The 20727-nt window shown below is 69.1% G+C and carries 25 protein-coding genes; 13 read left to right on the plus strand and 12 right to left on the minus strand.

The window, feature by feature from the left end; all coding sequences use genetic code 11:
• Nucleotides 1-233, minus strand: a 233-nt coding sequence (locus J0F76_RS12385) for an anti-sigma factor (protein ID WP_479724746.1), incomplete at its 3' end; no start/stop codon positions are given.
• Nucleotides 234-280: 47 nt separating this feature from the next.
• Nucleotides 281-772, minus strand: a complete 492-nt coding sequence (locus J0F76_RS12390; RefSeq protein WP_207469858.1) for an RNA polymerase sigma factor — start codon at nucleotides 770-772, stop codon at nucleotides 281-283.
• A 94-nt stretch (nucleotides 773-866) separates the two neighbouring features.
• Here J0F76_RS12390 and J0F76_RS12395 point away from each other — a divergent pair, with 94 nt between their 5' ends.
• Nucleotides 867-2150: a S8 family serine peptidase gene (locus tag J0F76_RS12395; RefSeq protein ID WP_207469859.1), complete on the plus strand. Its 1284-nt coding sequence runs from the start codon at nucleotides 867-869 to the stop codon at nucleotides 2148-2150.
• Between the two features lie 40 nt (nucleotides 2151-2190).
• Nucleotides 2191-3246: an endonuclease/exonuclease/phosphatase family protein gene (locus tag J0F76_RS12400; RefSeq protein WP_207469860.1), complete on the plus strand. Its 1056-nt coding sequence runs from the start codon at nucleotides 2191-2193 to the stop codon at nucleotides 3244-3246.
• Nucleotides 3247-3621: 375 nt separating this feature from the next.
• Here the strand turns inward: J0F76_RS12400 and J0F76_RS12405 are convergent, their stop codons facing one another.
• The 9 genes from J0F76_RS12405 to J0F76_RS12445 are packed head-to-tail and all read right to left on the minus strand — an operon-like array spanning nucleotide 3622 to nucleotide 10414.
• On the minus strand, nucleotides 3622-3993 hold the full coding sequence (locus tag J0F76_RS12405) for a hypothetical protein (RefSeq protein WP_207469861.1): 372 nt from the start codon (nucleotides 3991-3993) through the stop codon (nucleotides 3622-3624).
• Nucleotides 3994-4000: 7 nt separating this feature from the next.
• The gene (flhB, locus tag J0F76_RS12410; protein WP_207469862.1) at nucleotides 4001-5062 is read right to left on the minus strand and encodes a flagellar type III secretion system protein FlhB; all 1062 of its coding nucleotides are present in this window, start codon (nucleotides 5060-5062) and stop codon (nucleotides 4001-4003) included.
• Nucleotides 5059-5814, minus strand: a complete 756-nt coding sequence (locus J0F76_RS12415) for a flagellar biosynthetic protein FliR (RefSeq protein WP_207469864.1) — start codon at nucleotides 5812-5814, stop codon at nucleotides 5059-5061. Before J0F76_RS12415 ends, flhB begins: the two co-directional genes overlap by 4 nt.
• On the minus strand, nucleotides 5814-7895 hold the full coding sequence (locus J0F76_RS12420; protein WP_207469865.1) for a flagellar biosynthesis protein FlhA: 2082 nt from the start codon (nucleotides 7893-7895) through the stop codon (nucleotides 5814-5816). The genes J0F76_RS12415 and J0F76_RS12420 overlap by 1 nt, the downstream gene beginning before the upstream one ends.
• The gene (locus tag J0F76_RS12425) at nucleotides 7892-8170 is read right to left on the minus strand and encodes a hypothetical protein (RefSeq protein WP_207469866.1); all 279 of its coding nucleotides are present in this window, start codon (nucleotides 8168-8170) and stop codon (nucleotides 7892-7894) included. The genes J0F76_RS12420 and J0F76_RS12425 overlap by 4 nt, the downstream gene beginning before the upstream one ends.
• Nucleotides 8170-9036, minus strand: a complete 867-nt coding sequence (gene motA, locus J0F76_RS12430) for a flagellar motor stator protein MotA (RefSeq protein WP_207469874.1) — start codon at nucleotides 9034-9036, stop codon at nucleotides 8170-8172. The genes J0F76_RS12425 and motA overlap by 1 nt, the downstream gene beginning before the upstream one ends.
• Nucleotides 9037-9049: 13 nt before the next feature.
• The gene (locus tag J0F76_RS12435) at nucleotides 9050-9589 is read right to left on the minus strand and encodes a MotE family protein (RefSeq protein WP_207469875.1); all 540 of its coding nucleotides are present in this window, start codon (nucleotides 9587-9589) and stop codon (nucleotides 9050-9052) included.
• Nucleotides 9582-9941, minus strand: coding sequence for a hypothetical protein (locus J0F76_RS12440; RefSeq protein WP_207469877.1), 360 nt, complete (start codon nucleotides 9939-9941; stop codon nucleotides 9582-9584). The genes J0F76_RS12435 and J0F76_RS12440 overlap by 8 nt, the downstream gene beginning before the upstream one ends.
• On the minus strand, nucleotides 9938-10414 hold the full coding sequence (locus tag J0F76_RS12445) for a flagellar basal body-associated FliL family protein (protein WP_207469879.1): 477 nt from the start codon (nucleotides 10412-10414) through the stop codon (nucleotides 9938-9940). Before J0F76_RS12445 ends, J0F76_RS12440 begins: the two co-directional genes overlap by 4 nt.
• 118 nt (nucleotides 10415-10532) lie before the next feature.
• Here J0F76_RS12445 and fliF point away from each other — a divergent pair, with 118 nt between their 5' ends.
• From fliF to J0F76_RS12500, 11 genes are all read left to right on the plus strand, one after another.
• Complete coding sequence (gene fliF / locus J0F76_RS12450; protein ID WP_207469881.1) at nucleotides 10533-12101, plus strand: flagellar basal-body MS-ring/collar protein FliF; 1569 nt, start codon at nucleotides 10533-10535, stop codon at nucleotides 12099-12101.
• Nucleotides 12102-12142: 41 nt separating this feature from the next.
• The gene (locus tag J0F76_RS12455) at nucleotides 12143-12673 is read left to right on the plus strand and encodes a hypothetical protein (protein ID WP_207469883.1); all 531 of its coding nucleotides are present in this window, start codon (nucleotides 12143-12145) and stop codon (nucleotides 12671-12673) included.
• On the plus strand, nucleotides 12661-12918 hold the full coding sequence (locus tag J0F76_RS12460; protein ID WP_207469884.1) for a FliM/FliN family flagellar motor C-terminal domain-containing protein: 258 nt from the start codon (nucleotides 12661-12663) through the stop codon (nucleotides 12916-12918). Before J0F76_RS12455 ends, J0F76_RS12460 begins: the two co-directional genes overlap by 13 nt.
• Entirely contained in the window at nucleotides 12915-13634 is a 720-nt protein-coding gene (gene fliP / locus J0F76_RS12465; RefSeq protein ID WP_207469919.1) for a flagellar type III secretion system pore protein FliP, read from the plus strand. The genes J0F76_RS12460 and fliP overlap by 4 nt, the downstream gene beginning before the upstream one ends.
• A 113-nt stretch (nucleotides 13635-13747) precedes the next feature.
• Nucleotides 13748-14464, plus strand: a complete 717-nt coding sequence (locus tag J0F76_RS12470) for an energy-coupling factor ABC transporter ATP-binding protein (protein WP_207469885.1) — start codon at nucleotides 13748-13750, stop codon at nucleotides 14462-14464.
• Nucleotides 14439-15062, plus strand: a complete 624-nt coding sequence (locus J0F76_RS12475; protein WP_207469886.1) for an energy-coupling factor transporter transmembrane component T family protein — start codon at nucleotides 14439-14441, stop codon at nucleotides 15060-15062. The genes J0F76_RS12470 and J0F76_RS12475 overlap by 26 nt, the downstream gene beginning before the upstream one ends.
• A gap of 4 nt (nucleotides 15063-15066) precedes the next feature.
• A complete protein-coding gene (locus tag J0F76_RS12480; protein ID WP_207469887.1) occupies nucleotides 15067-15612 on the plus strand; it encodes a biotin transporter BioY in 546 nt (181 codons plus the stop codon).
• Between the two features lie 163 nt (nucleotides 15613-15775).
• The gene (locus J0F76_RS12485; RefSeq protein ID WP_207469888.1) at nucleotides 15776-16900 is read left to right on the plus strand and encodes an extracellular solute-binding protein; all 1125 of its coding nucleotides are present in this window, start codon (nucleotides 15776-15778) and stop codon (nucleotides 16898-16900) included.
• Nucleotides 16901-16951: 51 nt separating this feature from the next.
• Complete coding sequence (locus tag J0F76_RS12490; protein WP_207469889.1) at nucleotides 16952-18016, plus strand: ABC transporter ATP-binding protein; 1065 nt, start codon at nucleotides 16952-16954, stop codon at nucleotides 18014-18016.
• Nucleotides 18009-18890, plus strand: a complete 882-nt coding sequence (locus tag J0F76_RS12495; RefSeq protein ID WP_207469890.1) for an ABC transporter permease — start codon at nucleotides 18009-18011, stop codon at nucleotides 18888-18890. Before J0F76_RS12490 ends, J0F76_RS12495 begins: the two co-directional genes overlap by 8 nt.
• Nucleotides 18887-19690 (plus strand): ABC transporter permease, encoded by an 804-nt coding sequence (locus J0F76_RS12500; protein ID WP_207469892.1) that lies wholly within the window; start codon nucleotides 18887-18889, stop codon nucleotides 19688-19690. The genes J0F76_RS12495 and J0F76_RS12500 overlap by 4 nt, the downstream gene beginning before the upstream one ends.
• Here J0F76_RS12500 and J0F76_RS12505 read toward each other — a convergent pair.
• Nucleotides 19668-20612: a LysR family transcriptional regulator gene (locus J0F76_RS12505; protein ID WP_207469894.1), complete on the minus strand. Its 945-nt coding sequence runs from the start codon at nucleotides 20610-20612 to the stop codon at nucleotides 19668-19670. The genes J0F76_RS12500 and J0F76_RS12505 overlap by 23 nt on opposite strands.
• Between the last annotated feature and the right edge of the window lie 115 nt (nucleotides 20613-20727).

The raw sequence follows: 20727 nt of genomic DNA on the forward strand, positions 1-20727 counted from the left end.
GGGGCTTGCGGGGCCACGCCGGCCGCGCGGATGCGCGCGATCAGCGCCTCGTCGCCCAGGGCGGACTGGGTTTCGGCCGTCAGCGCGCGCAACCGGGCACGGGTTTCAGTGAAGCGGCGCAGCCGCGCCTGGGCGTCGGGGTCGTCGGCAATGGCGGCCGAGATGCGCGCGGCCTCGGCCCGGTCCAGTTCGCCGTCCGCCAGGGCCATCAGGGTTTCGTCGTCGATCTGCACATCCGGCTCCTATCGCGCGGGGTTTCCCATGTCATACGCATGGGGCGTCATCTTATTCCCAACCGTTCGGCCAGGGCCAGCCGGGCGCGGGACAGGCGGCTCATCACCGTGCCCTTGGGGATGTCCAGGACCTCGGCGGCCTCGGCATAGCTCAGCTCCTCGATGCAGATAAGGTGCAGGATCTCGGCCTGCTCGGGGGGCAGGTCCTTCATCGCGGCCTGGGTGGCCTGCAGCATCAGCCGCGCCTCGATCGCCCGGTCGCCGTCGTCGGGCAGCGCCTCGGGCATGTCGAACACATCGACCTCGACCCCCTGGGTGCGCTGGCGGCGGGTCGCGTCGATAAAGGCGTTGCGGGTGATGCGGAACAGCCAGGGCTCCAGCCGCGCCGCCGGGTCATAGCTGCCCGAGGCCCGGATGGCGCGTTCCACCGTGGTCTGGACCAGGTCGTCGGCCAGGTCCGGGCGGCGGGCCAGCGACAGGGCATAGCGCCGGAGATTGGGCAGCAGCCGGATCAGGGCCTCGCCGAAAGCTGCGTCCATGCCACCCCTCTTGGATCTTTGCCGCGTCCGGGGGAATATTTGCTGTGCCGCCGCGTAGTTGTCCAGAAACGAAGTGTTCCGAAAGGGTTCGATGATGTCCAGGCTTGTCCTGTTCCTTGCGCTGGTCGCGCTGACGCTTGCGGCCCATCCCCGCCCTGGCGCGGACGGCTGGTCCCTGGTCGCGACGGCGCAGGCCGATGACGACGATGACGACGACGATGGCGGGGATGACGATGACGACGACGATGACGACGACCGGGTGGTGCGCCGTGCCCGCCCCGCCCCGGCCGCGGCCCCCGCGCCCCTGCCCACCCGCGCCGAGAACGAGGTTCTGGCCCGCGGCCTGGGCGACGATGACCTGACCACGCTTCAGGCCGAGGGGTTCCGCATCCTGCAGCAGCGCGGACTGACGGGGGGCGACAGCCTCGTGCGCCTGCTGAAGCCGGCGGCGCTGACGATGGACCAGGCCCGCGACCGGGTCCGCGCCCTGGCCGTGGGGGCGGATGCGGACTTCAACCATTTCTACCGCAGCGAGCAGTCGGGCCAAGGCGCCCGCTGCGACGGACCCGATTGCCTGGCCCGCGACATGATCGGCTGGCCGGTCGGCCTGGCAGGCTGCGGCGCACTGCCGCGCATCGGCATGGTCGATACCGGGCTGAATGCCGACCACGCGGCGCTGTCCGACGCCCGCATCCGCGTCCACCGGATCGAGACCGGGGCCCAGCCCTCGGACCTGCTGCATGGCACGGCGGTGGCCTCGCTTCTGGTGGGGGATGCCGACAGCCGCAGTCCCGGCCTGGTGCCGGGGGCGGAACTGGTCGCGGTCGATGCCTTCCAGACCGTCGCCGCCGATCAGCGCGCCGATGCCTTCGGCCTGATCGAGGCCCTGGACTATCTTGCCGCCCAGGACGTGCGCATCGTCAACCTGTCACTGGCCGGGCCGCCGAACGCGGCGCTGGCCCGGCAGATCTCGCGGATGGTGGCCGACGACGTGCTTTTGATCGCGGCGGCGGGAAACTATGGCCCCAAGGCGGCGCCTGCCTTCCCCGCGGCCTACGAGGCGGTGCTGGCGGTCACGGCGGTCGATCGGCGCGGCCAGGTTTACCGCCGCGCCAACCGGGGGGCGCATATCGACTTGGCGGCGCCGGGCGTGAATGTCTGGACGGCGGCCTCGGTCAGCGGGGCGCGGACCAAGACCGGCACCTCCTATGCCGCGCCCTTCGTGACGGCGGCGGCGGCGCTGCTGTGGCAGCGCGATCCGTCCCTGACGGCGGCCCAGTTGCGCGACAGGCTGCGGCAGGGCGCGCGCGACCTGGGGCCGGACGGACCCGACGCGATCTTCGGTGCCGGGCTGATCGCCCCCCCGCCTGCCTGCTGAGGGGCTTGGCAGCATGCGCGGGCCGTGTCACATCCGCCGGATGAAAGCCTTTGCCGGGATCGTTGCCGCCTTTCTCGCCTCCGGGGCGGCGGCCCAGGATGTGCGGGTGGCGACCTATGATCCCGGACTGACGCGCAAGGGGCCGGGATTGCTGCTGCGCGACATCCGCCGCGCCGATCCGCAGGTGATGGCGGCCGCCCAGGTGATCGTCGCGGCAGCGCCCGACGTCCTTTTGCTGACCGGCATCGACTGGGATCATGACGGACAGGCCCTGGCGGCCTTCGCGGCGGTGCTGGAGGGGGCAGGCCATCCGATGCCCCATCGCTTTGCCGCCCGTCCCAATAGCGGCATGCCCACCGGGCTGGACCTGGACGGCGACGGCCGGAAAGGCGGGGCCGAGGACGCGCAGGGCTTCGGGCAGTTTTCCGGCCAGAACGGCATGGCGGTCTTGTCGCGCCTGCCGCTGGGTCCGATCACGGACCACTCGGCCGTCCTGTGGCGCGATCTGGCGGACAACCTGATGCCGGCCCTTCCGCCGGAGGTGTCGCAAGTGCAGCGCCTGTCCTCGACCGCGCATTGGGACGTGCCGGTCCTGACCGGCCGAGGGCCGCTGCACCTGCTGGCCTGGTCGGCCACGCCCCCTGTCTTCGACGGCCCCGAGGATCGGAACGGCCGCCGCAACCATGACGAGGCCGCGTTCTGGCTGCATCACCTGCCCCCTGCGCCCTTTGTCCTGATCGGCAACCCCAACCTCGACCTGATCGACGGGGAAGGACGGCCCGAGACGATGACCGCCTTGCTGGACCACGCGCAGGATCCCCAGCCCAAGGGGGCGTTTCAGCCGGATCAGACGGGCGCCAACGCCGGCCATCGCGGCGAACCGGCCTTGGACACGGGTGCCTTCGATGCGGCCGGGCCGGGCAACCTGCGTGTCGATTATGTCCTTCCCGCGAGGGGACTGCGCGTCACCGGCAGCGGCGTGATCTGGCCCGCGCCGGACGACCCCTTGGCTGCCGCAGTGGATGCAGCTTCGGATCACCGGCTGGTCTGGACGGATATCGACCTGGCATCTGTGGGCCAAGGGACCGATCCATAGCCTGGACCTTTGTGCCCCGGTCCGTCGTGCCTGCCGGTCTGACCTTTGACCACGGTTCCGGGGCGGCCTAGGCAAGCGGCTCTGGTTCTGAGAGGCACAATCACCACGGCAGAAAGGCGCGGTCGAGAACGCCAGCAAGCGGCTCGGACGCTGGCTGTGCCGCGACAGCGATCCGAACACGCTGTACCAGGAGAAGCTACGCCAGTTCTGTGCCGGGCCGAGTGTTAAACCAATATAGGCTTTTGCCTGCGGGAGTGTTCAAGGCCATCCCGTGATTACAGACGCGAGAACTCTCCCGCTAGGCAAGGGCGCGTCCGGCCGGGCGTGTCCACCCCATCGGCAACCAGCCGAATGCCCCAAGGAAAGGGGTCGCCTTCAATACTTCGGCGCCGTTTCATCCGCCCGCTTCTGCGCCGACAGGGTCAACAGTACCTCGGCGCGGCCGAACTCGCGGGCGGCGTCGCGGCGGGCGGCGTCGAAGCGGGGCAGCATCCGCGCGACCTCCTGCTCGGCCTGGCGCAACTCGCGGGCGCTGCGGCCCGCCTGGGCGTTGGCGATGCGCGCCTCGGCCACCGACAAGGGCGCGGTGCTGCGATAGCTTTGGTCAAGCGCGGTGCGCATCGCGTCGGCATGGCCTTGCGCCCGGGCCATGTGCAGGCTGAAGGCGGCAAAGCGCTTGAGTTCGCGTTCCGCCTTGATCCGGGCGATCCGTTCCAGTTGCGCCAGCTTGTCGCTTTCCTTTGTCATCGGCCCCTCACCATCCGGCCCTCGCCTTTTCCCGCATCCTTTCGGCAAAGCGGATCGCGGCGGCGACGGCGGCGAACTGCTCGCGGCGGATTTCCTGGCCGATCTCGACGGTGGCGTGGATGGCGCGGGCGCAGGGCGGATCGGAAAAGATCGGCACCCGGCCGTCGCGCGCCCTTTCGCGAATCCGGGCCGCGACCTCGTCCGTGCCCTTGGCCAGGCAGACCGGCGCCCGCCCGCTGTCGCGCTTCCATTCCAGGGCCACGGCATAGTGGGTGGGGTTCACGATCACCACGTCAGCCTTGGCGACATCGGCCAGCATCTGCCTGGTGGCGATGTCCACGGCGCGCTGGCGGCGGGCGGCCTTGAAATGCGGGTCGCCTTCCGAATCCTTGTACTCGTCCTCCATCTCCTTGCGGGTCATGCGGTTCTTGCGGCGGTGGTCGAACCACTGCCAGCCCATGTCCAGCCCCGCGAAGACGATGGACACCGCCAGCGCCAGCGCCAGCACCCGTCCCAGAAGCACCCCCAGGTCCGCGATCCAGCGGTCGCCCGCCAGCGGGCTTGCCGCCAGATGGCCCAGAAGGTTGCGGAACAGGAACCAGCCGCCCAGGCCCACCAGCGACACCTTGCCCAGCGAGATGGCGAAGTTCACCAGCCCGGACTTGCCGAACTTCTGCGCGGCCTGCTTCATCGGGTTGATGCGGTTCAGGTCGGGGGCAAGCTTTTGGGGCGCGAAGACCAGCCCGCGCCCGCCGATCAGCGCCACCACGATCACCAGCGAGGGCACTGCCGCCAAGCCCAGCACCGCCCAGCCGGCATACTGCCCAAGCGCCATGGCCACCGCCCCGGTCGTGCCCGGCATCCACCCCTCGGACCCCAGGGCGCGCGTCGCCATGGACAGCCAGGCCTTGACCGCCAGGCCCGCGCCGGCCGCCATGGCCAGCCAGGTGCCCAGATACATGGCGGCGACGTTCAGTTCGGCCGAACGCGGGATGTCGCCCTTTTCGCGCGCCTTGCGCAGCTTCTGCTCGGACGCCTCGAAGGGCTTGTCGTCGTTCTCCTCGCTCATGGCGCCCCCGGCAGCATGTGCCCCAGCACCGCATCGGCCCACAGCCCGATCAGCAGCGGCGCCATAAGCGCCAGCGCCGCCAGGGCCAGCATGATCGCGGCGGGCGAGCCGATGAAGATCACCGGCAGCGCGGGCATGACCCGGTTGATGACCCCCGACAGCGCCTGGAACATGAAGCCGCCCAGCGTGAAGGGCGCGGCCAGAAGCATGGCGATCCAGAAGCTGCGGGCGGTCAGGCGGACCGCCTCGGCCGCAAGCCCGCCGGCATCGGGCCAGCCGCCGGGCGGCCAGAGGACCAGGCTGTCGGCCATCAACTGCACCAGCATCACCGGCAGGCCCAGCGCCATCAGGACCGCCACCCCCGCCAGGTGGATCAGGTTGCCGATGGGATGGGGCGCGGCCTCGTTCTGGCCGCCGACCAGTTGCGACAAGGACGCCGTGGCCGCGATGGCCGAGGTCGCGATGTCGAGCGACAACGCCAGCAGCCGCAGGCCCATTCCGGCGGCAAGACCGATCAGCGTTTCTCCGGCCGCCTGGGCCAGGGTCGCTAGGGTCGTGAGAGGCGGCGCGACAGCCGGGACAAGGCCCGACAGCATCGGCGTGATCGCCAGGGCCGCGGCGGCGCGGACCCGAACCGGGACCACGCGCTCGCCCAATCCCGGCAGGACCAGAACCAGCACCTGCACGCGCAGGTAGACCAGCACCCATGTCCAGCTGAACCCCGGCAGAACCTGGGAAAGCTGATCCCACATCAGCCGACCTCGATGGTGCCGACCAGCCGCAGGTCGGCGCCGGGGTCGATCTCCTCGAGCCCCAGGACCGGCATGGCGATCCCGTTCGAGCCAAGGACCGCGCGCAGCATCCGCCGCCGGTGATCGGGGGCGACAAGAACGGTCTGCAAGGCGGGCTCGACGGTCGCCATGGCGCGGCGCGCGGCGTCCAGCAGCTTGCGCGACAGGGCGGGCGTCATCGCGCCCCCGCCCGCGCGCCCGGTCTCGCTGTCGGCGCGGACGAACTCGGCCTCCCATCCCGGATGCAGCTGCAGGGCCGTAATGCCGCCCGACGGGTCGCTGTACTGCTGGGTGATCTGCCCGCGCAGGCGCTTGCGCACCAGTTCGTAAACCGTCTCGATCTGGTCGATGCCGCGGAACTCGGCCATGGCATCGACGATCAGCGGCAGGTTGCGGATCGAGACCTTCTCGTCCAGCAGCGCGCGCAGCACCGCCAGCAGCATCTCGGGCGAGACCTTGTCGGGGATCATGCCGTCGAAATAGCGCCGGTTGCGTTCGGCCCGCGCGGGGTCCGACAGGGTCTTCAACTCCTCGATCTGGCGCTGCATGGCGCCAAGGGTCAGAAGCGCGGACAGGTTGGCCTTCACGACCTCCATCAGGTGGGTGGACAGGACCTCCATGGGGGTGACGACGGTCGCGCCCTGGGTCGCGGCATCCTCTTGCGCGTTCCGGTCGATCCAGCGCGCGGGGCTGAGATAGACGGGCTCTCGCACGGCATCGCCGGGCAGGCCTTGCAGGACCTGGTCGGGCCCAAGCGCCAGGACGCCGCCCGGACGCAGGCTGCCCCGGCCGCGCACCACGCCATGGATGCGGATCTGGTAGTCGCCCGGATGCAGCTCGTCCGTGTCGGTGATGCGCACGTCGGGCAGGATCAGGCCATAGGCGCGGGCGATGTGGATGCGCAGGTTGGTGATGCGGCTGCCCAAGCCGCGCGCCTGGTCCAGCGCGATCAGCACCAGGTCGGTGCCGATCTCGACGCTGATCTCGTCGGTGTCCAGCACGTCGCCGATGCGGGCGGCGCGCGGAGCCGTGGCTTCGGGCGCAGGCTCGGGTAGGGCGGGGGGGATCGCGCCCCGCCGGTAAAGCCGCCACCCGCCAAGAGCCATGGCGCCCGCGATGGCCAGGAACAGCAGCCGCGGCATCCCCGGCACGAGGGACATCAGCAGCATCGCCGCCCCCACCACCGCGGCAGGCTGCCAGCCCCGGATCAGCTGGCTGGAAAGAAGCCGCGCGGTCGTGTCGGTCGCGCCGCCCCGCGACAGCAGAAGCGCCGCCGCCATCGAGGTGATGACGGCGGGGATCTGGCCCACCAGCCCGTCGCCGATGGTCAGGTGGGAGTAGGTCGCCATCGCCTCGCCCACGGGCATCCCGTGCGCCACCAAGCCGATGCCAAGGCCCACCAGCAGGTTGACCAGCGTGATGATGATGCCCGCCACCGCGTCGCCCTTGACGAATTTCGACGCCCCGTCCAGCGAGCCGAAGAAGTTGATCTCCTGCTGGTCGCGCAGGCGGCGGTTCTTGGCTTCCTGGTGGTCGATGGCGCCGGCGTTCAGGTCCGCGTCGATGGCAAGCTGCTTGCCCGGAAGCGAATCCAGCGCGAAACGCGCCGCCACCTCGGCCATCCGGCCCGAGCCCTTGGTGATGACGACGAAGTTCACGATGGAAATGACGGCAAAGACCGTGATTCCCACCATCAGAGACCCGCCCGCGACGAAGCTGGCGAAGCCGTTGATGATGTGGCCCGCCGCATCGGTGCCGGTATGGCCCTGCGTCAGGATCAGGCGCGTCGATGACACGTTCAGCGACAGCCGGATCACCAGCGTGACCAGCAGCAGCATCGGGAAGGCCTGGAAATCCGTCGGCCGGTCCACCAGCGAGGCCATGACCAGGATCAGCGTCGCCGCCGCGATGGACAGCGCGAAGCCGAAGTCGAGGATCGAGGGCGGCAGCGGGATCACCATCGACATGACGATCAGGACCAGCCCCCCGGTCACGAGGACCGAGGCGTCGAGCGTCTTGAACCGTGCGGCGGCGGTCGTCATTCGTCACCTGCATCGGCGGCGGCGGGGTCCAGCACGTCGGACAGCGCCCAGGCATCCGCCGTCAGCAGGCCCGCGCGGCGCAGGAAGACCAGCGCCTGCAGCCGTGCCTCGGGCGGCATCCGCATCAGCCGGATGCGGTAATCGGGGGGCAGGGGCTCGCCTTCCAGCAGCCAGGCCGTTGCGTCCTCGGCCAGGGCGGCCGCGTCGGGCAGCAGGGCCGGGTCGGCCGCCGCCGTGCCCGCAAGTCCCAGAACCATGACCATCGCCCCGATCATCACGCGGCCTTCTTCAAGTCGCGCAACGCCGCTTCCAGCGTGTCGAAGCTGGGGCGGACATGGTCCGGCACCGCTTGGCGCCCCACCTCGACGCAGAGGTTGGTGGCGTGCTGGTGCAGGCCCGCGATCAGCACCGACTTGATCACGTCGAAAAAGGCCAGGTCCTGCTTGATAACGCCGCCCAGCCGGCCCGCCAAGGGGGCCACGAAGCCATAGGCCAGGAACACGCCCAGGAAGGTGCCCACCAGGGCGCCGCCGATCATGCCGCCCAAGACGGCGGGCGGCTGGTCGATGGCGCTCATAGTCTTGATGACGCCCAGGACGGCCGCGACGATGCCCAGCGCGGGCAAAGCGTCGGCCATGCTTTGCAGCGCATGGGGAACGTGCATCGCATCCTCCCGCAGGCCGGCGAGGCGGCGGGACAGCATCTCCTCGACCTGGTAGGGATCGTCATAGTTCAGGCTGGCCGAGCGCAGCGTGTCGGCGATCAGGGAAACCACGTCGTGGTCGGCCAGAAGCCGGGGGTAGGCGGCGAAGATGGTCGAGTCCCCGGGGTTCTCGATGTGCTGTTCGAGCGCCACCGGGTTCTCGCGCGCGATCTTCAGAAGCTGGAACATCAGGCAAAGCACGTCCTGGTGGTCGGATTCCGTCCACTTGGCGCCCTTGAACGCCTGGATGATCCCCTTGGGCGTATGCTTCAGCGTGTGGCTGTCGTTCGACAGCAGGTATGACCCGATGGCCGCGCCCATGATCATCATCATCTCGAAAGGCAGCGAATGAAGGATCACCGCCATCTTTCCGCCGGCCAGGATGTAGCCGCCGAAGACCATGGCGAAGGTGACGACGATGCCGACGATGCCGAACATGGGGCTTTCTCCTTCAGTCGTTCCGGGCGCTGCGCGCGCCCATCTGGGCGGTCAGCAGCGCGGCTTGGCGCGGCTCGACCGCGGCAATGATGCGGGCGCCGGCCTCGGGGCGGACGCGCATCAGGATCTCGGCCGCGAAATCGGGGGGCAGGTTGGTCAGGACCGCGGCGGCCTCGGCGGGCTTCATCTGGTCATAGACGGCGATCAGGCGGTCGATGTCCTCGCGCACGGCTTGCGAGGCGCCGTCGCGGCGCGACTGGATGCCGGATTTCTGCTGGCGCAACTCGGTCGCACGGGCGCGCAGCGCGGCTTCGGCGGTGGCGATCTCGGCCTTGCGGGTGTCCAAGGCCTCCATGTAGCGCTCGATCCGCAGGGCGCGGTCGCGCAGTTCGGTGGCTAGGGCCACGGCTTCGGGGACGTCGGTGCAGCCGGACAGCAGGTCGCCCGAACTGGCCGAGGCCGCGAAGAAGCGCGACAGGTCCCCGCCCTGCCAGATCGCGGCCCCGGCGGGAACCGCAAAGGCCAGCGTCAGCATCATCAGCGGTTTACGCATCGGCAGCCACCACGCGCTTGCGCAGGCGACGGAGGGGAATGACGGGATCGGGCGGGGCGGCGGTCGCCTGCGCCTGGGTGATCTTCTGGCGCAGATCCCACAGCGCGCGTTCCTTGCGCGCTGCCGCGATCTCTCGCGACAGGGTTTCCCCGGCCTCGGCGGCCTCGGACCTGGCGCTGCGGATGGCCTGCTCCAGCCGATCGACCTCAGCGGCCATGACGGCGATGGCGCCGCCCAGGCCCGTTTCAAGGTCGTTCAGCCGCCGCAATCGCCGCGACAGGATCAGGCAGAAGGTGCCAAGCCCCAGCGATGCCGCCAGAAGCGCGGCTTGGAAGGCATGTTCCAGGGTCATTTGAAGCGAAACTCCGTGATCAGCAAATCCTTGATGGCCTCGTTGCCCAGCACGTAGCGGGACCGGGTCACCAGCTCGGCCCGGATGATCTCCAGGACGCCGCGCTTGTCATAGGCGGCGGGATCGATCCCCGACAGAAAGGCGGTGAAGGCGTCCAGGACGCGGGGCATCAGATGGGCCACGTCGGCCTGGTGGGCGCCGTCGGTCTCGATGCTGGCCGAGACGACAAGGCTTTGGCCCGATCCGCCGGGGATGGCCAGCTCGATCGTGGGAACGGGCACGAAGACCACCGCCGGGGTGGCGGGCGCCTCCTCCCTCGGGGCCATCAGGGCGGTCGGCGACCAGAGCCCCAGATAGGTCGAGGCGAAGCCGCCCCCGGCCAGCAGGACGGCCGCCAGGATCGGCACCAGCTTCTTCTTGCCGGACGGCCTTGCGGGCGGGTCGAGGGCCAGGTCGGTGGTCGCATCGGTCATGGTGATTCTCCGTCGTGACAAGACGGAATTAGCACCCTGCGACTAACCAAATCTTAACGACGCCCATGTCATCAACAGCTACGACAAGGAACCTGACGCTGATTCGAAAGGGCCGGTTTTGCAAAAACTGCAGGACTATTGGAACGAGCGAAGCTCACAACAGAAAGCCATCTTGGTTGCGGCATTTCTGACAACCTTTCTGGCCATCGCGGGCTTTGCCTGGGTCACCAACCGCCCGTCGATGAGCCTGCTGTACGGCGGCCTTGACGCCGCCCAGGCGGGCGAGGTCGTGGCAGGGATCGAACGCGCGGGCGTCGCCTACGAGGTGCGCGGCGATTCGATCTGGGTCGACGCCGCCAGCCGGGACAAGCTGCGCATGGATCTGGCGGCCCAGGGCCTGCCCGCCGCGGGCGGTGCCGGATACGAGCTGCTGGACGGCATGTCGGGCTTCGGCACCACCTCGCAGATGTTCGACGCCGCCTACTGGCGCGCGAAGGAGGGCGAGCTGGCGCGCACGATCCTGGCCCTTCCTAACGTCAAGACGGCCCGCGTCCACTTGGCGATCGAGAACGGGCGCGGCTATCGCCGCGACGGGCAGGGCAGCGCATCCGTCACCATCGGCACGAACGGCCAGGCGATCAGCCGCGAACAGGCGGCGGCGCTGAAATACCTGATCTCCTCCGGCGTGCCGGGCATGGCCCCTGAGGCGGTCACGGTGATCGACACGAGAAACGGCATCGTCGCCGCCGGAGAGGACGAGGCGGGCGCCGACCGCGCCGCCGCCATGAAGCGCAATGTCGAGCGTATCCTGGAGCCGCATGTCGGCATCGGCAATGCCATCGTCGAGCTGAACCTGGACATGGTGACCGAGACCGAGATGCTGACCGAGCAGCGCTTCGACCCCGAGGGGCGGGCCATGATCTCGCAGGTGACCGAGGAGACGACGGACCAGAGCAACAGCACGGGATCGGGCGCGGTGACGGCGGCCTCGAACCTGCCCGACGCGGACGAGGCGCAGGGCGACCGGTCCGAGGCGACGCGCCAGGAAACCCGCCAGCAGGCCAACTACGAGGTGACGCGCGTCACGCGCGAGGTGTCGCGCCAGCCCGGCGCCACGCGGCGGCTGACGGTCGCGGTGCTGGTCAACGGCGTGCCCGGTGAAAACGCGCAGGGCGAGACGCAGATGGTCCCGCGCGCCCAGGCCGAACTGGACGTGCTGCGGGAACTGGTGGCCTCGGCCGTGGGCTATGACGAGGCACGGGGCGACCTTCTCACCGTCAAGTCGCTGCCCTTTGCGGGCCTGGGCGACGGGGGGACCGCCGCCGCGCCCGGCTGGATGGACCGGCTGGAGGTGAACGGGCTGGCGCGCATCCTGATGATCGGGCTGTTCGCGCTGGCGCTTGTGTTCCTGGTGCTGCGCCCGGTGCTGAAGGGCCGCGCGGCCCGGCCCGCGCTGGATGACAGCCGGCCGCCGCTGGATGCGCCCGCCCTGACCGGCACCATTCTTCCCGCAGCCGAGGTCATGGCGGAACCCGTGGCCGCGCCCCTCGCCCCCCGCGCGCCCGAGCAGCTTGCCCTGCCGCCCGGCGATCCGGTGGCCCGGCTGCGCAACATGATGAAGAAACGCCACGACGAAAGCGTCAAGATCCTGACCGGCTGGATCGACAACAAGGAGAGTGCGCATTGAGCCTCGCTGTTTTCAAACTCGAATCCTTCAGTGCCGCCGTTATGGCGCCGGATGCGGACCTGGCCTTCAGCCGCGAGGATCTGGACCGGGCCTTTGCCGACGGCCTGGCCGAGGGGGTGGCCCGCCAGGCGGACGACCAGGTCCGGACCCTGAACGCCGCGCTTGACCGGCTGGCCCGCGCCTTGGCCGACGACGAGGCGCGCCGCGCCGAGTTGCGGGCCGAGGCGGTGGCAGCCCTTGCGCCGGTCCTGACGCAGATCCTCGACTGCCTGGCGCCGGCCACCGAGTCGCGGCGGCTGGAAGCCGCGCTGACCGCCGAGCTTGTACGCCTGTCGCGCACGGCGCCCCCCCTGCGCGCCACGATCGCCTGCGGGCCGGGGCTGCGCGCGATGGTGGACCGCTGCCTGGCCGAATGCGACCTGGAAGGGATCGCGGTTTCCGACTGCGAGGCCGAGCGCATCTCCCTGTCGCTGCAAGGCGGACGGATCGACCTGGAACCGGCAAGCGTCGCGCAAGGCATCCGCGCGCTGATCGCCGAAATCAACGGAAGCGAAACATCATGGACGCATTGACCCACCTGATCGACACCGACGCCATCAAGGTCGAGGTGACCGTCCGGCTTGGCCGCACCCGCCAGACCGTCGCGCAACTCTCCGCGCTGCGGCCCGACGACATCCTGCTTCTGGACCAGTCCATCGACGAAGGGGTCGAGATCTGCGTGGGCGACAAGGTGATCGCGCGGGGCGAGCTGACCTCGGACGGGACGGCCGAGGACCGGCTTTGCGTGCGCATCCTGCCCGCGCCCGGCGCCGCATGATCTGCCGGGCGGCGCTGGCCGCAGCCTTGGCGTCCCTGCCTGCGGCGGCACTGGCGCAGGGCCAGCTGGGCGGGATCGCGGGCCAGGTCGGTCAGGGGCTGGGCCAGAACGCCGTGCTTCTGGTGGGGGCGCTGACGGCGCTGTCGCTGGCGCCTGGCATCGCCATCACCATCACCTGCTTTCCCTTCATCATCACCGTCCTGTCGATCCTGCGCCAGTCGATCGGGCTGCAATCCTCGCCCCCGAACATGCTGATCGTCGCCCTGGCGATGTTCTTGACCTGGTTCATCATGGACCCGGTCCTGCGCGAGGCCTGGGCCGTCGCGGGCGCCCCCCTGCAGGACGGCAGCATCACCCTGGGAGAGGCGATCCGACGCGGCATCGTGCCCTTCCAGGATTTCATGGCGGCGCGCACCGACCCCGACACGCTGGCGGGCCTGGCCGAGATCGCGCCCGGCGAGGGCGACCGCAGCGGGCAGTTGTCGGTCCTGATCCCCTCGTTCATGCTGTCCGAAATCCAGCGCGCCTTCGAGATCGGCTTTCTGGTAGCCTTGCCGTTCCTGATCATCGACCTGGTGGTGTCGGCCGTGCTGATGTCGATGGGCATGATGATGGTGCCGCCCGTGGTCGTCTCGCTGCCGTTCAAGCTGGCCTTCTTTGTCGCGGTGGACGGCTGGTCGATGATCGCGGGGGCCCTGGTGCGCAGCTATCAATAGCTGCCGGGCTTGCGCGGACGGGCCATTCCGGGGCAGATGCCGCCAGGCGAACGTGGCGGAAGCTTGGCAATGGCATCACGATCCGAACGACGACGGCGCGGGGCTGCCCGGCGATGACCGTCGATCTGCAGAATGTCGGCGTGACGCTGGGCGGCCGCGCCGCGCTGGCGGGCATCACCGCCCGTCTGGCCGAGCCGCGCGTCGCCATCGTCGGTCGCAACGGGTCGGGCAAGACGACCCTGGCGCGGGTGGTGGCCGGTCTCATCGCGCCGGACACGGGACAGGCGCGCATCGGCGGGATCGACATGGCCCGGGACCGCCGGGCCGCGCTGGAAAACGTCGGGATCATCTTCCAGAACCCCGATCACCAGATCATCTTTCCGACCGTCTTGGAGGAAGTCGCCTTCGGCCTGGCCCAGCAGGGCAAGCGCCCCCGGGAGGCCGAGGCCGCGGCGCGCGCGATGCTGGACCGCTTCGGCAAGGCCCATTGGGAACGCGCCGCGACCCACAGCCTGTCGCAGGGGCAGAAGCAGCTTCTGTGCCTCATGGCGGTGCTGGCGATGCGGCCCCGCGTGGTGGTGATGGACGAGCCGTTCTCGGGCCTCGACATCCCGACGCGGCTGCAACTGATGCGCTACCTTCAGAAAATCACCGCGCAGGTGGTGATGATCACCCATGACCCCGGCCATCTGCGCGGCTTCGACCGGGTCCTGTGGCTGGAAGGGGGGCGGCTGATCGCCGACGGTCCGCCGGACCGGGTGCTGCCAGACTTCGAGGCGCGGATGCTGGACTGGGGAGGGTCCGATGATCTCGCTCACCTCGCCTGTTGAAACCTGGGCGCATCGCATTCCGGCAGGGGCAAAGCTGCTGGCATTGCCGTTCCTGACCCTGGCCCTGTTCCTGACGGGCCGGCCGTGGGCCCTGGCGGCCGCCCTGCTGGTCATCGTCCTTCTCTATCTGTCGGGGGGCGCCGCCTTCCTGCGGCAGGGCGCGGGTCATCTGCGGATGCTGTGGCCCTTTCTTCTGCTGATCGCCGTCTGGCACAGCCTGACCGGGCAGATGCAGGCGGGGCTGGTGGTGGCCTTGCGGCTGCTGGCGGCGCTGGCGCTGGCGAACTTCGTGACCATGACCACGCGGCTGTCCGACATGATCGGCGTGCTGACATGGCTGCTGGCCCCCTTGCGCCGCATCGGCCTGCCCACCCGCGCGGTCGAGCTTGCCATCGCCATGGTCCTGCGCTTTACCCCGATGCTGGTGGAAAACGGCCACAGGCTTGCCATGTCCTGGCGCGCGCGGTCCCGGCGCAAGCCCGGATGGCGGATCGTGGTGCCGATGGCGGCCCTGGCCCTGGACGACGCCGACCACGTGGCCGAGGCCCTGCGCGCGCGGGGCGGCATCCTGAACGACATTCCTGATGGGAGGAGCTGAGAAGATGGAACGCAACATGACCCAGATCGCGCTGTTCGCGGCGCTGATCGCGGCCTTGGGGCTGATCCCCAGCCTGACACTGGCCTTCGGCGTGCCGATCACGGCACAAAGCATGGGCGTCATGCTGGCGGGCGCGATCCTGGGGGCACGGCGCGGCGCGCTGGCAGTGCTGCTGGTGCTGGCGCTTGTGGCGCTGGGCCTGCCGTTGCTGGCAGGCGGGCGCGGGGGGCTTGGCGTCTTCGTCTCGCCCACGGCGGGCTTTCTTGCGGGCTGGCTGGCCGCGGCCTTTGTCATCGGCCTGATCGTCAAGCGCCTGCGCGCGGGGCCGCTGGCCGTCACCGTCACGCTGGCCTCGGTCGTCGGGGGCATCGGCGTGATGTATGCCTTTGGCATCCTCGGCATGTCGATCGTGCTGGACAAGACGCTGGCCGAATGCGCCGTGCTGGTCATGGCCTTTGTTCCCGGCGACATCATCAAGGCGGTGCTGACCGGCCTGATCACGCAGGCCCTGGCCCGGTCTCGCCCGGCCAGCATCCTGTCGCGGCACTAGGGACCGGGCGTTGTTTTCGGTTAAAGATCAAAGAGTCTTTGACCTGTCACATGGCAGGGATATGCTTCACGCCGATTGATCGGGGCCTGTCGGGCCGGCCGGTCATGCATCATGCCGTTCCGCGGGCAGGGCTCAGGGGGCGGCGCAATCGGGGGACGACAACATGAGCAGACTTGATCGCCGAGGGCTTCTGAAGGGCGCAGGGGCGGCCGCGGGCCTGGCCTTGGCCGCGCCGCTTGTTGCCCGGCCTGGCTTTGCCCAGGGCGCGGGCACGGTGAACATCTTCGCCTGGGCGGGCTATCTGAACGACGAAATCCTGAACGCCTTCAAGGAAGCGACCGGGATCACGCCGAACTACACGCCCTACGGCACCAATGACGAGTTGCTGAACCAGCTTCGCGCCAACAACGGTGCAGGCTTCGACCTGATCTGGCCGACCGTGGACCGGGTGCCGAACTATGTCGAGTTCGGCCTGGTCCAGCCGCTGGACGAATCGAAGATCGAAGTGGCGAAGGTGCTGCCCTCGGCCTGGGAGAACTCGACCAACCTGGGCGCCGTGGTGGACGGCAAGCGCTACCAGGTGCCGACCGACTGGGGCACCGAGGCCGTGGCCTTCGACAAGGACCAGATGCCGCTGGAATACGGCAAGGCCTCGTATGGCGACATCTGGGGCGAATCCGCCGCGGGCAAGGCGACGGTCCGCGCCCATTCGTCGCTGGTGGGCCTTGGCCTGTGGCTGGAGGCCGAGGGCAAGCTGCCGCGCCCGCTGCTGGACGCCTTCAAGACGCCCGAGGCGCAGGTCGAGATCTTCGACGTGATCCTGGCCGAGGCCGTGGCGCGCAAGGGCAACATCATCCAGTTCTGGAACAACGAGAACGAGGCCCAGGGTGCCTTCCGCGTCAATGGCGCGGCCATCGGCCAGACCTGGGATTCGACCGCCGCCGCCTTGGCCAAGGAGGGGCTGCCGGTGGGCTTCGTCGCGCCCAAGGAAGGCGCGCTGGCCTGGATGGAAGGGCTGTCGATCCCGGCGGGCGCCGAGAACCTGGACAACGCCTATGCCTTCATCAACTGGTTCCTGACCCCGAAAGCCGGGGCGATGTACACGAACGCCACGTCCATCAACTCGACCGCGGTGGGTTCGGCCGACCTGCTGTCGGACGAAGCCAAGGCCTTCTTCGCCGCTGCCTATCCGGGCGACGCGCTGGAAAAGCTGTGGTGGTGGCCGATCCAGGAAAGCTGGTACGTGACCAAGCGCAACGAATACCAGGACCGCTTCCTGTCGGCCTGATGAAACCGGGGCAGGGGCGCCAACCCCTGCCTCTGACAAAACGGGGGACGGATGTCGCATTCGGTCGAGCTTGACGGCATTGGCATGAGCTTCGGCGCCACGCGCGCGGTCAGCGACGTGTCCTTCACGGTTCAGCCGGGCGAGTTCTTCTCGATCCTGGGACCGTCGGGCTGCGGCAAGACCACCATCCTGCGCATGATCGCAGGGTTCCTGGAACCGACCGAGGGCCGCGTGCTGATCGGCAACCGCGACATGCGCGGGCTTGGGCCCAACCAGCGGCCGACCGCGATGATCTTCCAGTCGCTGGCGCTGTTCCCGCTGATGCCGGTCTGGGAAAACATCGCCTTCGGGCTGGAGGCGCGGGGGGTCGGCCGCGCGGAACGCCGCAAGCGGGCGGACGAGTTGCTGCGCCTGATCGCACTGGAAGGATACGGCGACCGGATGCCGGGCGAATTGTCGGGTGGGCAGCGCCAGCGGGTCGCCATCGCCCGCGCGCTGGCGGTCGAACCCGGCGTCCTGCTGCTGGACGAGCCGCTGTCGGCGCTGGATCTGAAGCTGCGCCAGCATATGCGGGCGGAACTGCGCGCGTTGCAAAAGCGCACGGGCGTCACCTTCATCTACATCACCCACGACCAGTCCGAGGCGCTGGCCATGTCCGACCGCGTCGCCGTGATGTCGGCGGGCCTTCTGCAACAGGTCGCCACGCCGCGAGAGCTTTACGACAATCCGGCGACCCCCTTCGTGGCCCGCTTCGTGGGCGAGACGAACGCCGTCGCGGGCCGCATCAGCGCCATCGGCGACGGCATGGCGCGGGTGGATACGGCGCTGGGACCACTGCACGGGCGCGCGCAGGGTGCCGTTGCCATTGGACAGGCCGCGACGCTGTATGTCCGCCCCGAGGCGCTGGTGCCCGGCGTCGGCGCGAACACCCTGCGCGCCCGCGTCGACCGGATGGATTTCGAGGGTGCCTTCGCGCTTGTCCATGGCCAGTTTCCCGACGGTGCGGCCCTGACGGCGGCGGTTCCCTCGACCCGGCTGGGGGACGCGCCCGCGCCGGGGACGGATGCCAGCTTCTTCTTCGCCCCCGAACATGCCGTGGTGCTGGCCGATGCGTGATCTTTACGCGCGCTTCGGGGGCGGGCTGGCGACGGTGTTCCTGTCACTGGTCCTGATCTGGCTGGCGGCGATGGTGCTGGCGCCGAACCTGATGATGATCGACTATGCCCTGCGCCCGAACCTGCCGCCTGCCGAGCTGGGCGGGCCGCGGGATGTCTGGTCGCTGGACAACGTCCTGTATCTGGCGAACGAGGGCGTGCATCGCGCGATCTTCCTCAAGACCATCTGGGCCAGCGCCCTGGTCGCGGCGCTGACGCTGGTCGTCTGCTATCCCATCGCCTTCTGGATGGCGCAGCGCGCGACGCCCGGCCAGTTGTCCATCGCGCTGATGCTGGTCATCATCCCCTTCTTCATCAACGAGGTGCTGCGGACGCTGGCCTGGTTCATCCTGCTGGCCTATCGCGGGCCGCTGAACGCGGTGTTGCAAGGGATCGGGCTGATCGACGCCCCGATCCGCTGGCAGGGTGACGGCGGCGTGCTGGCGGGGATGGTCTATGCCTATATCCTGTTCATGCTTCTGCCGATCTACAATGCCATAGAATCGCTGGACAAATCGCAGCTTGAAGCCGCGCGCGACCTCGGCTCGCCTACCTGGCGGACGCATTGGCGGGTGGTGATCCCACATGCCAAGGCGGGCATCGCGACGGGCTGCGTCTTCACCTTCATGCTGGCCGCCGGGTCCTATGTCGCACCCGCGCTGCTGGGGTCGCCTGGCAGCCGCTGGTTCACCGAGATCATCTACAACTGGTTCTTCGAGGGCGGCGACTGGAACCGGGGTGCGGCCTATGCGCTGACGCTGCTGGTGCTGTGCCTGGCCGTGGTGCTGGTCACGCTGCGCGTCTTCCGCGTCAACCTGACGGACGTGGCGAAATGACGACGGACCGGATCTTTCGCGGGCTGTTCGTCCTGTATCTGCTGGCTTTCGTGGCCTACCTGTTCGCGCCCTTGGTCATCATGGGGCTTGCGGCCTTCAACGAAAGCCGCTTTCCCACCGTGATCCCGTGGCAGGGCACGACGCTGGACTGGTTTTCCGCCATGTGGGCGGATGCGGCGATGTGGCGGTCGCTGTGGACCTCGGCCATCGTGGCGGTCCTCGTGGTGCTGGTGGCGCTGCCGGTGGGGACCGCCGCCGCGCTGGTGCTGACCACGCTGCACGCGCGGGCGCGCAGCTTCGCCTATGCGGTGATGGTCTCGCCCCTGCTGACGCCGGGGGTGGTGATCGGGATTTCCACGCTGATCCTGTGGCGGCAGGTGGGGGTGGGCGGCGGCATCGCCTTGATCGTGGTGGCGCAGACGACCTTCATCATCTGCTATGTCATGCTGATGGTCATGGCCCGGCTGCAACGCTTCGACCGCACGCAAGAGGAAGCGGCCCTTGGTCTGGGCGCGTCGAAGCTGATGGTGTTCCGCCGGGTGCTTTTGCCGTTCCTGCGGCCCGCGCTGCTTGCCTCGGGCGGGCTGGCGGTGCTGCAATCGGTGGAAAACTACAACACCACCCTGTTCGTGCGGGGTTTTGAAACCCCGCTAACCGTGTTCATTGCCACGAAGGTGCGCACCGGCCTGACCCCCGCCGTGAACGCGCTGGCCCTGGTCATCATCGCGGCCACCGTGATCGGCGCGGTCGCATACGAACTGGCCCGGCGCAGGCAGGTCACAAGGCAGCCGCGTTCCTGATCGGGCTGCGCGACATCTGCGCCACCGCGTCCCGCAGGCGCTTTGCCAGCGGCGACAGGGGGCGGCGCTTCAGGTCCAGCAGGAAATAGGGCGACACCCGGATCGGCTGCGGCGTGGGGATGATGGTGAAGGCGGCCTTCACCGGGGGCTGGATCAGCAGTTCCGCGACCTCTCGCGAGACGGGCGTGATGGCGTTCGACTGCGCCAGATAGGCGATGGTCAGCAGAAGCGACGGGCTGTTGACGATGTTGTCGGGTTCCGACAGGCCGACGCTGGCGAATGCCGCCAGCGCCGCCTCGCGGATGGGCGATCCGCGCTGCTGCATGATCCATTCCTGCCCCACCAGTTCGGTCAGCGTGACCAGCCGGGCGCGGGCCAGCGGATGATCGGCCCGCGCCATCAGCGCCACCTTTTCGTCGGACATCGGCAGGATGTTGAAGCCGTCGCTGTCGAATTCCGGCAGGATACGCCCCAGCACGAAATCCATTTCCCCCGCGCTCAACTGCATGAGCAGGTCGCGCGACGGCATCACGTCCACGGTGATGTCGGCGGCGGGGCTGTCCTCCTTGATCTGGCGGATCGCGCTGACAAGATAGCTGATCGCCGGTCCCGTGACCGCGCCCACGCGCACCGACCCGGCATAGCCCTCGCGCAAGGCGCGCACGTCGGCCTCGATGCTGGCCATCTCGCGCAGGATCACGCGGGCGCGGCGCAGGACGGTGGTGCCGATCTCGGTCGGTTCCATGCCCTTGGGCTGGCGGATGAACAGGGGCGCGCCGATCTGGCGCTCGGCCTCGGCCAGCATCCGGGATGCGGCGGGCTGGGTCATCGCCAGGGCCTCGGCCGCAAGCTGCAACTGGCCATGCAGGGCAACCTGATGGATCAGCCGCAGCTGCGGCGGCTTGAGCGCGCGAATAGGCATGTCGATTCCGGTATGCAGATTGCCGATTTTCTCATTTTACCGGCAAGAAGCGCCTGCGCTACATCTTTCTGACCTATGGAGGATGCGCGGCCAGCGGCGCCGCGCCACGGGAGGA

Source organism: Paracoccus fontiphilus, assembly GCF_017356265.1.
Classification (GTDB): domain Bacteria; phylum Pseudomonadota; class Alphaproteobacteria; order Rhodobacterales; family Rhodobacteraceae; genus Paracoccus; species Paracoccus fontiphilus.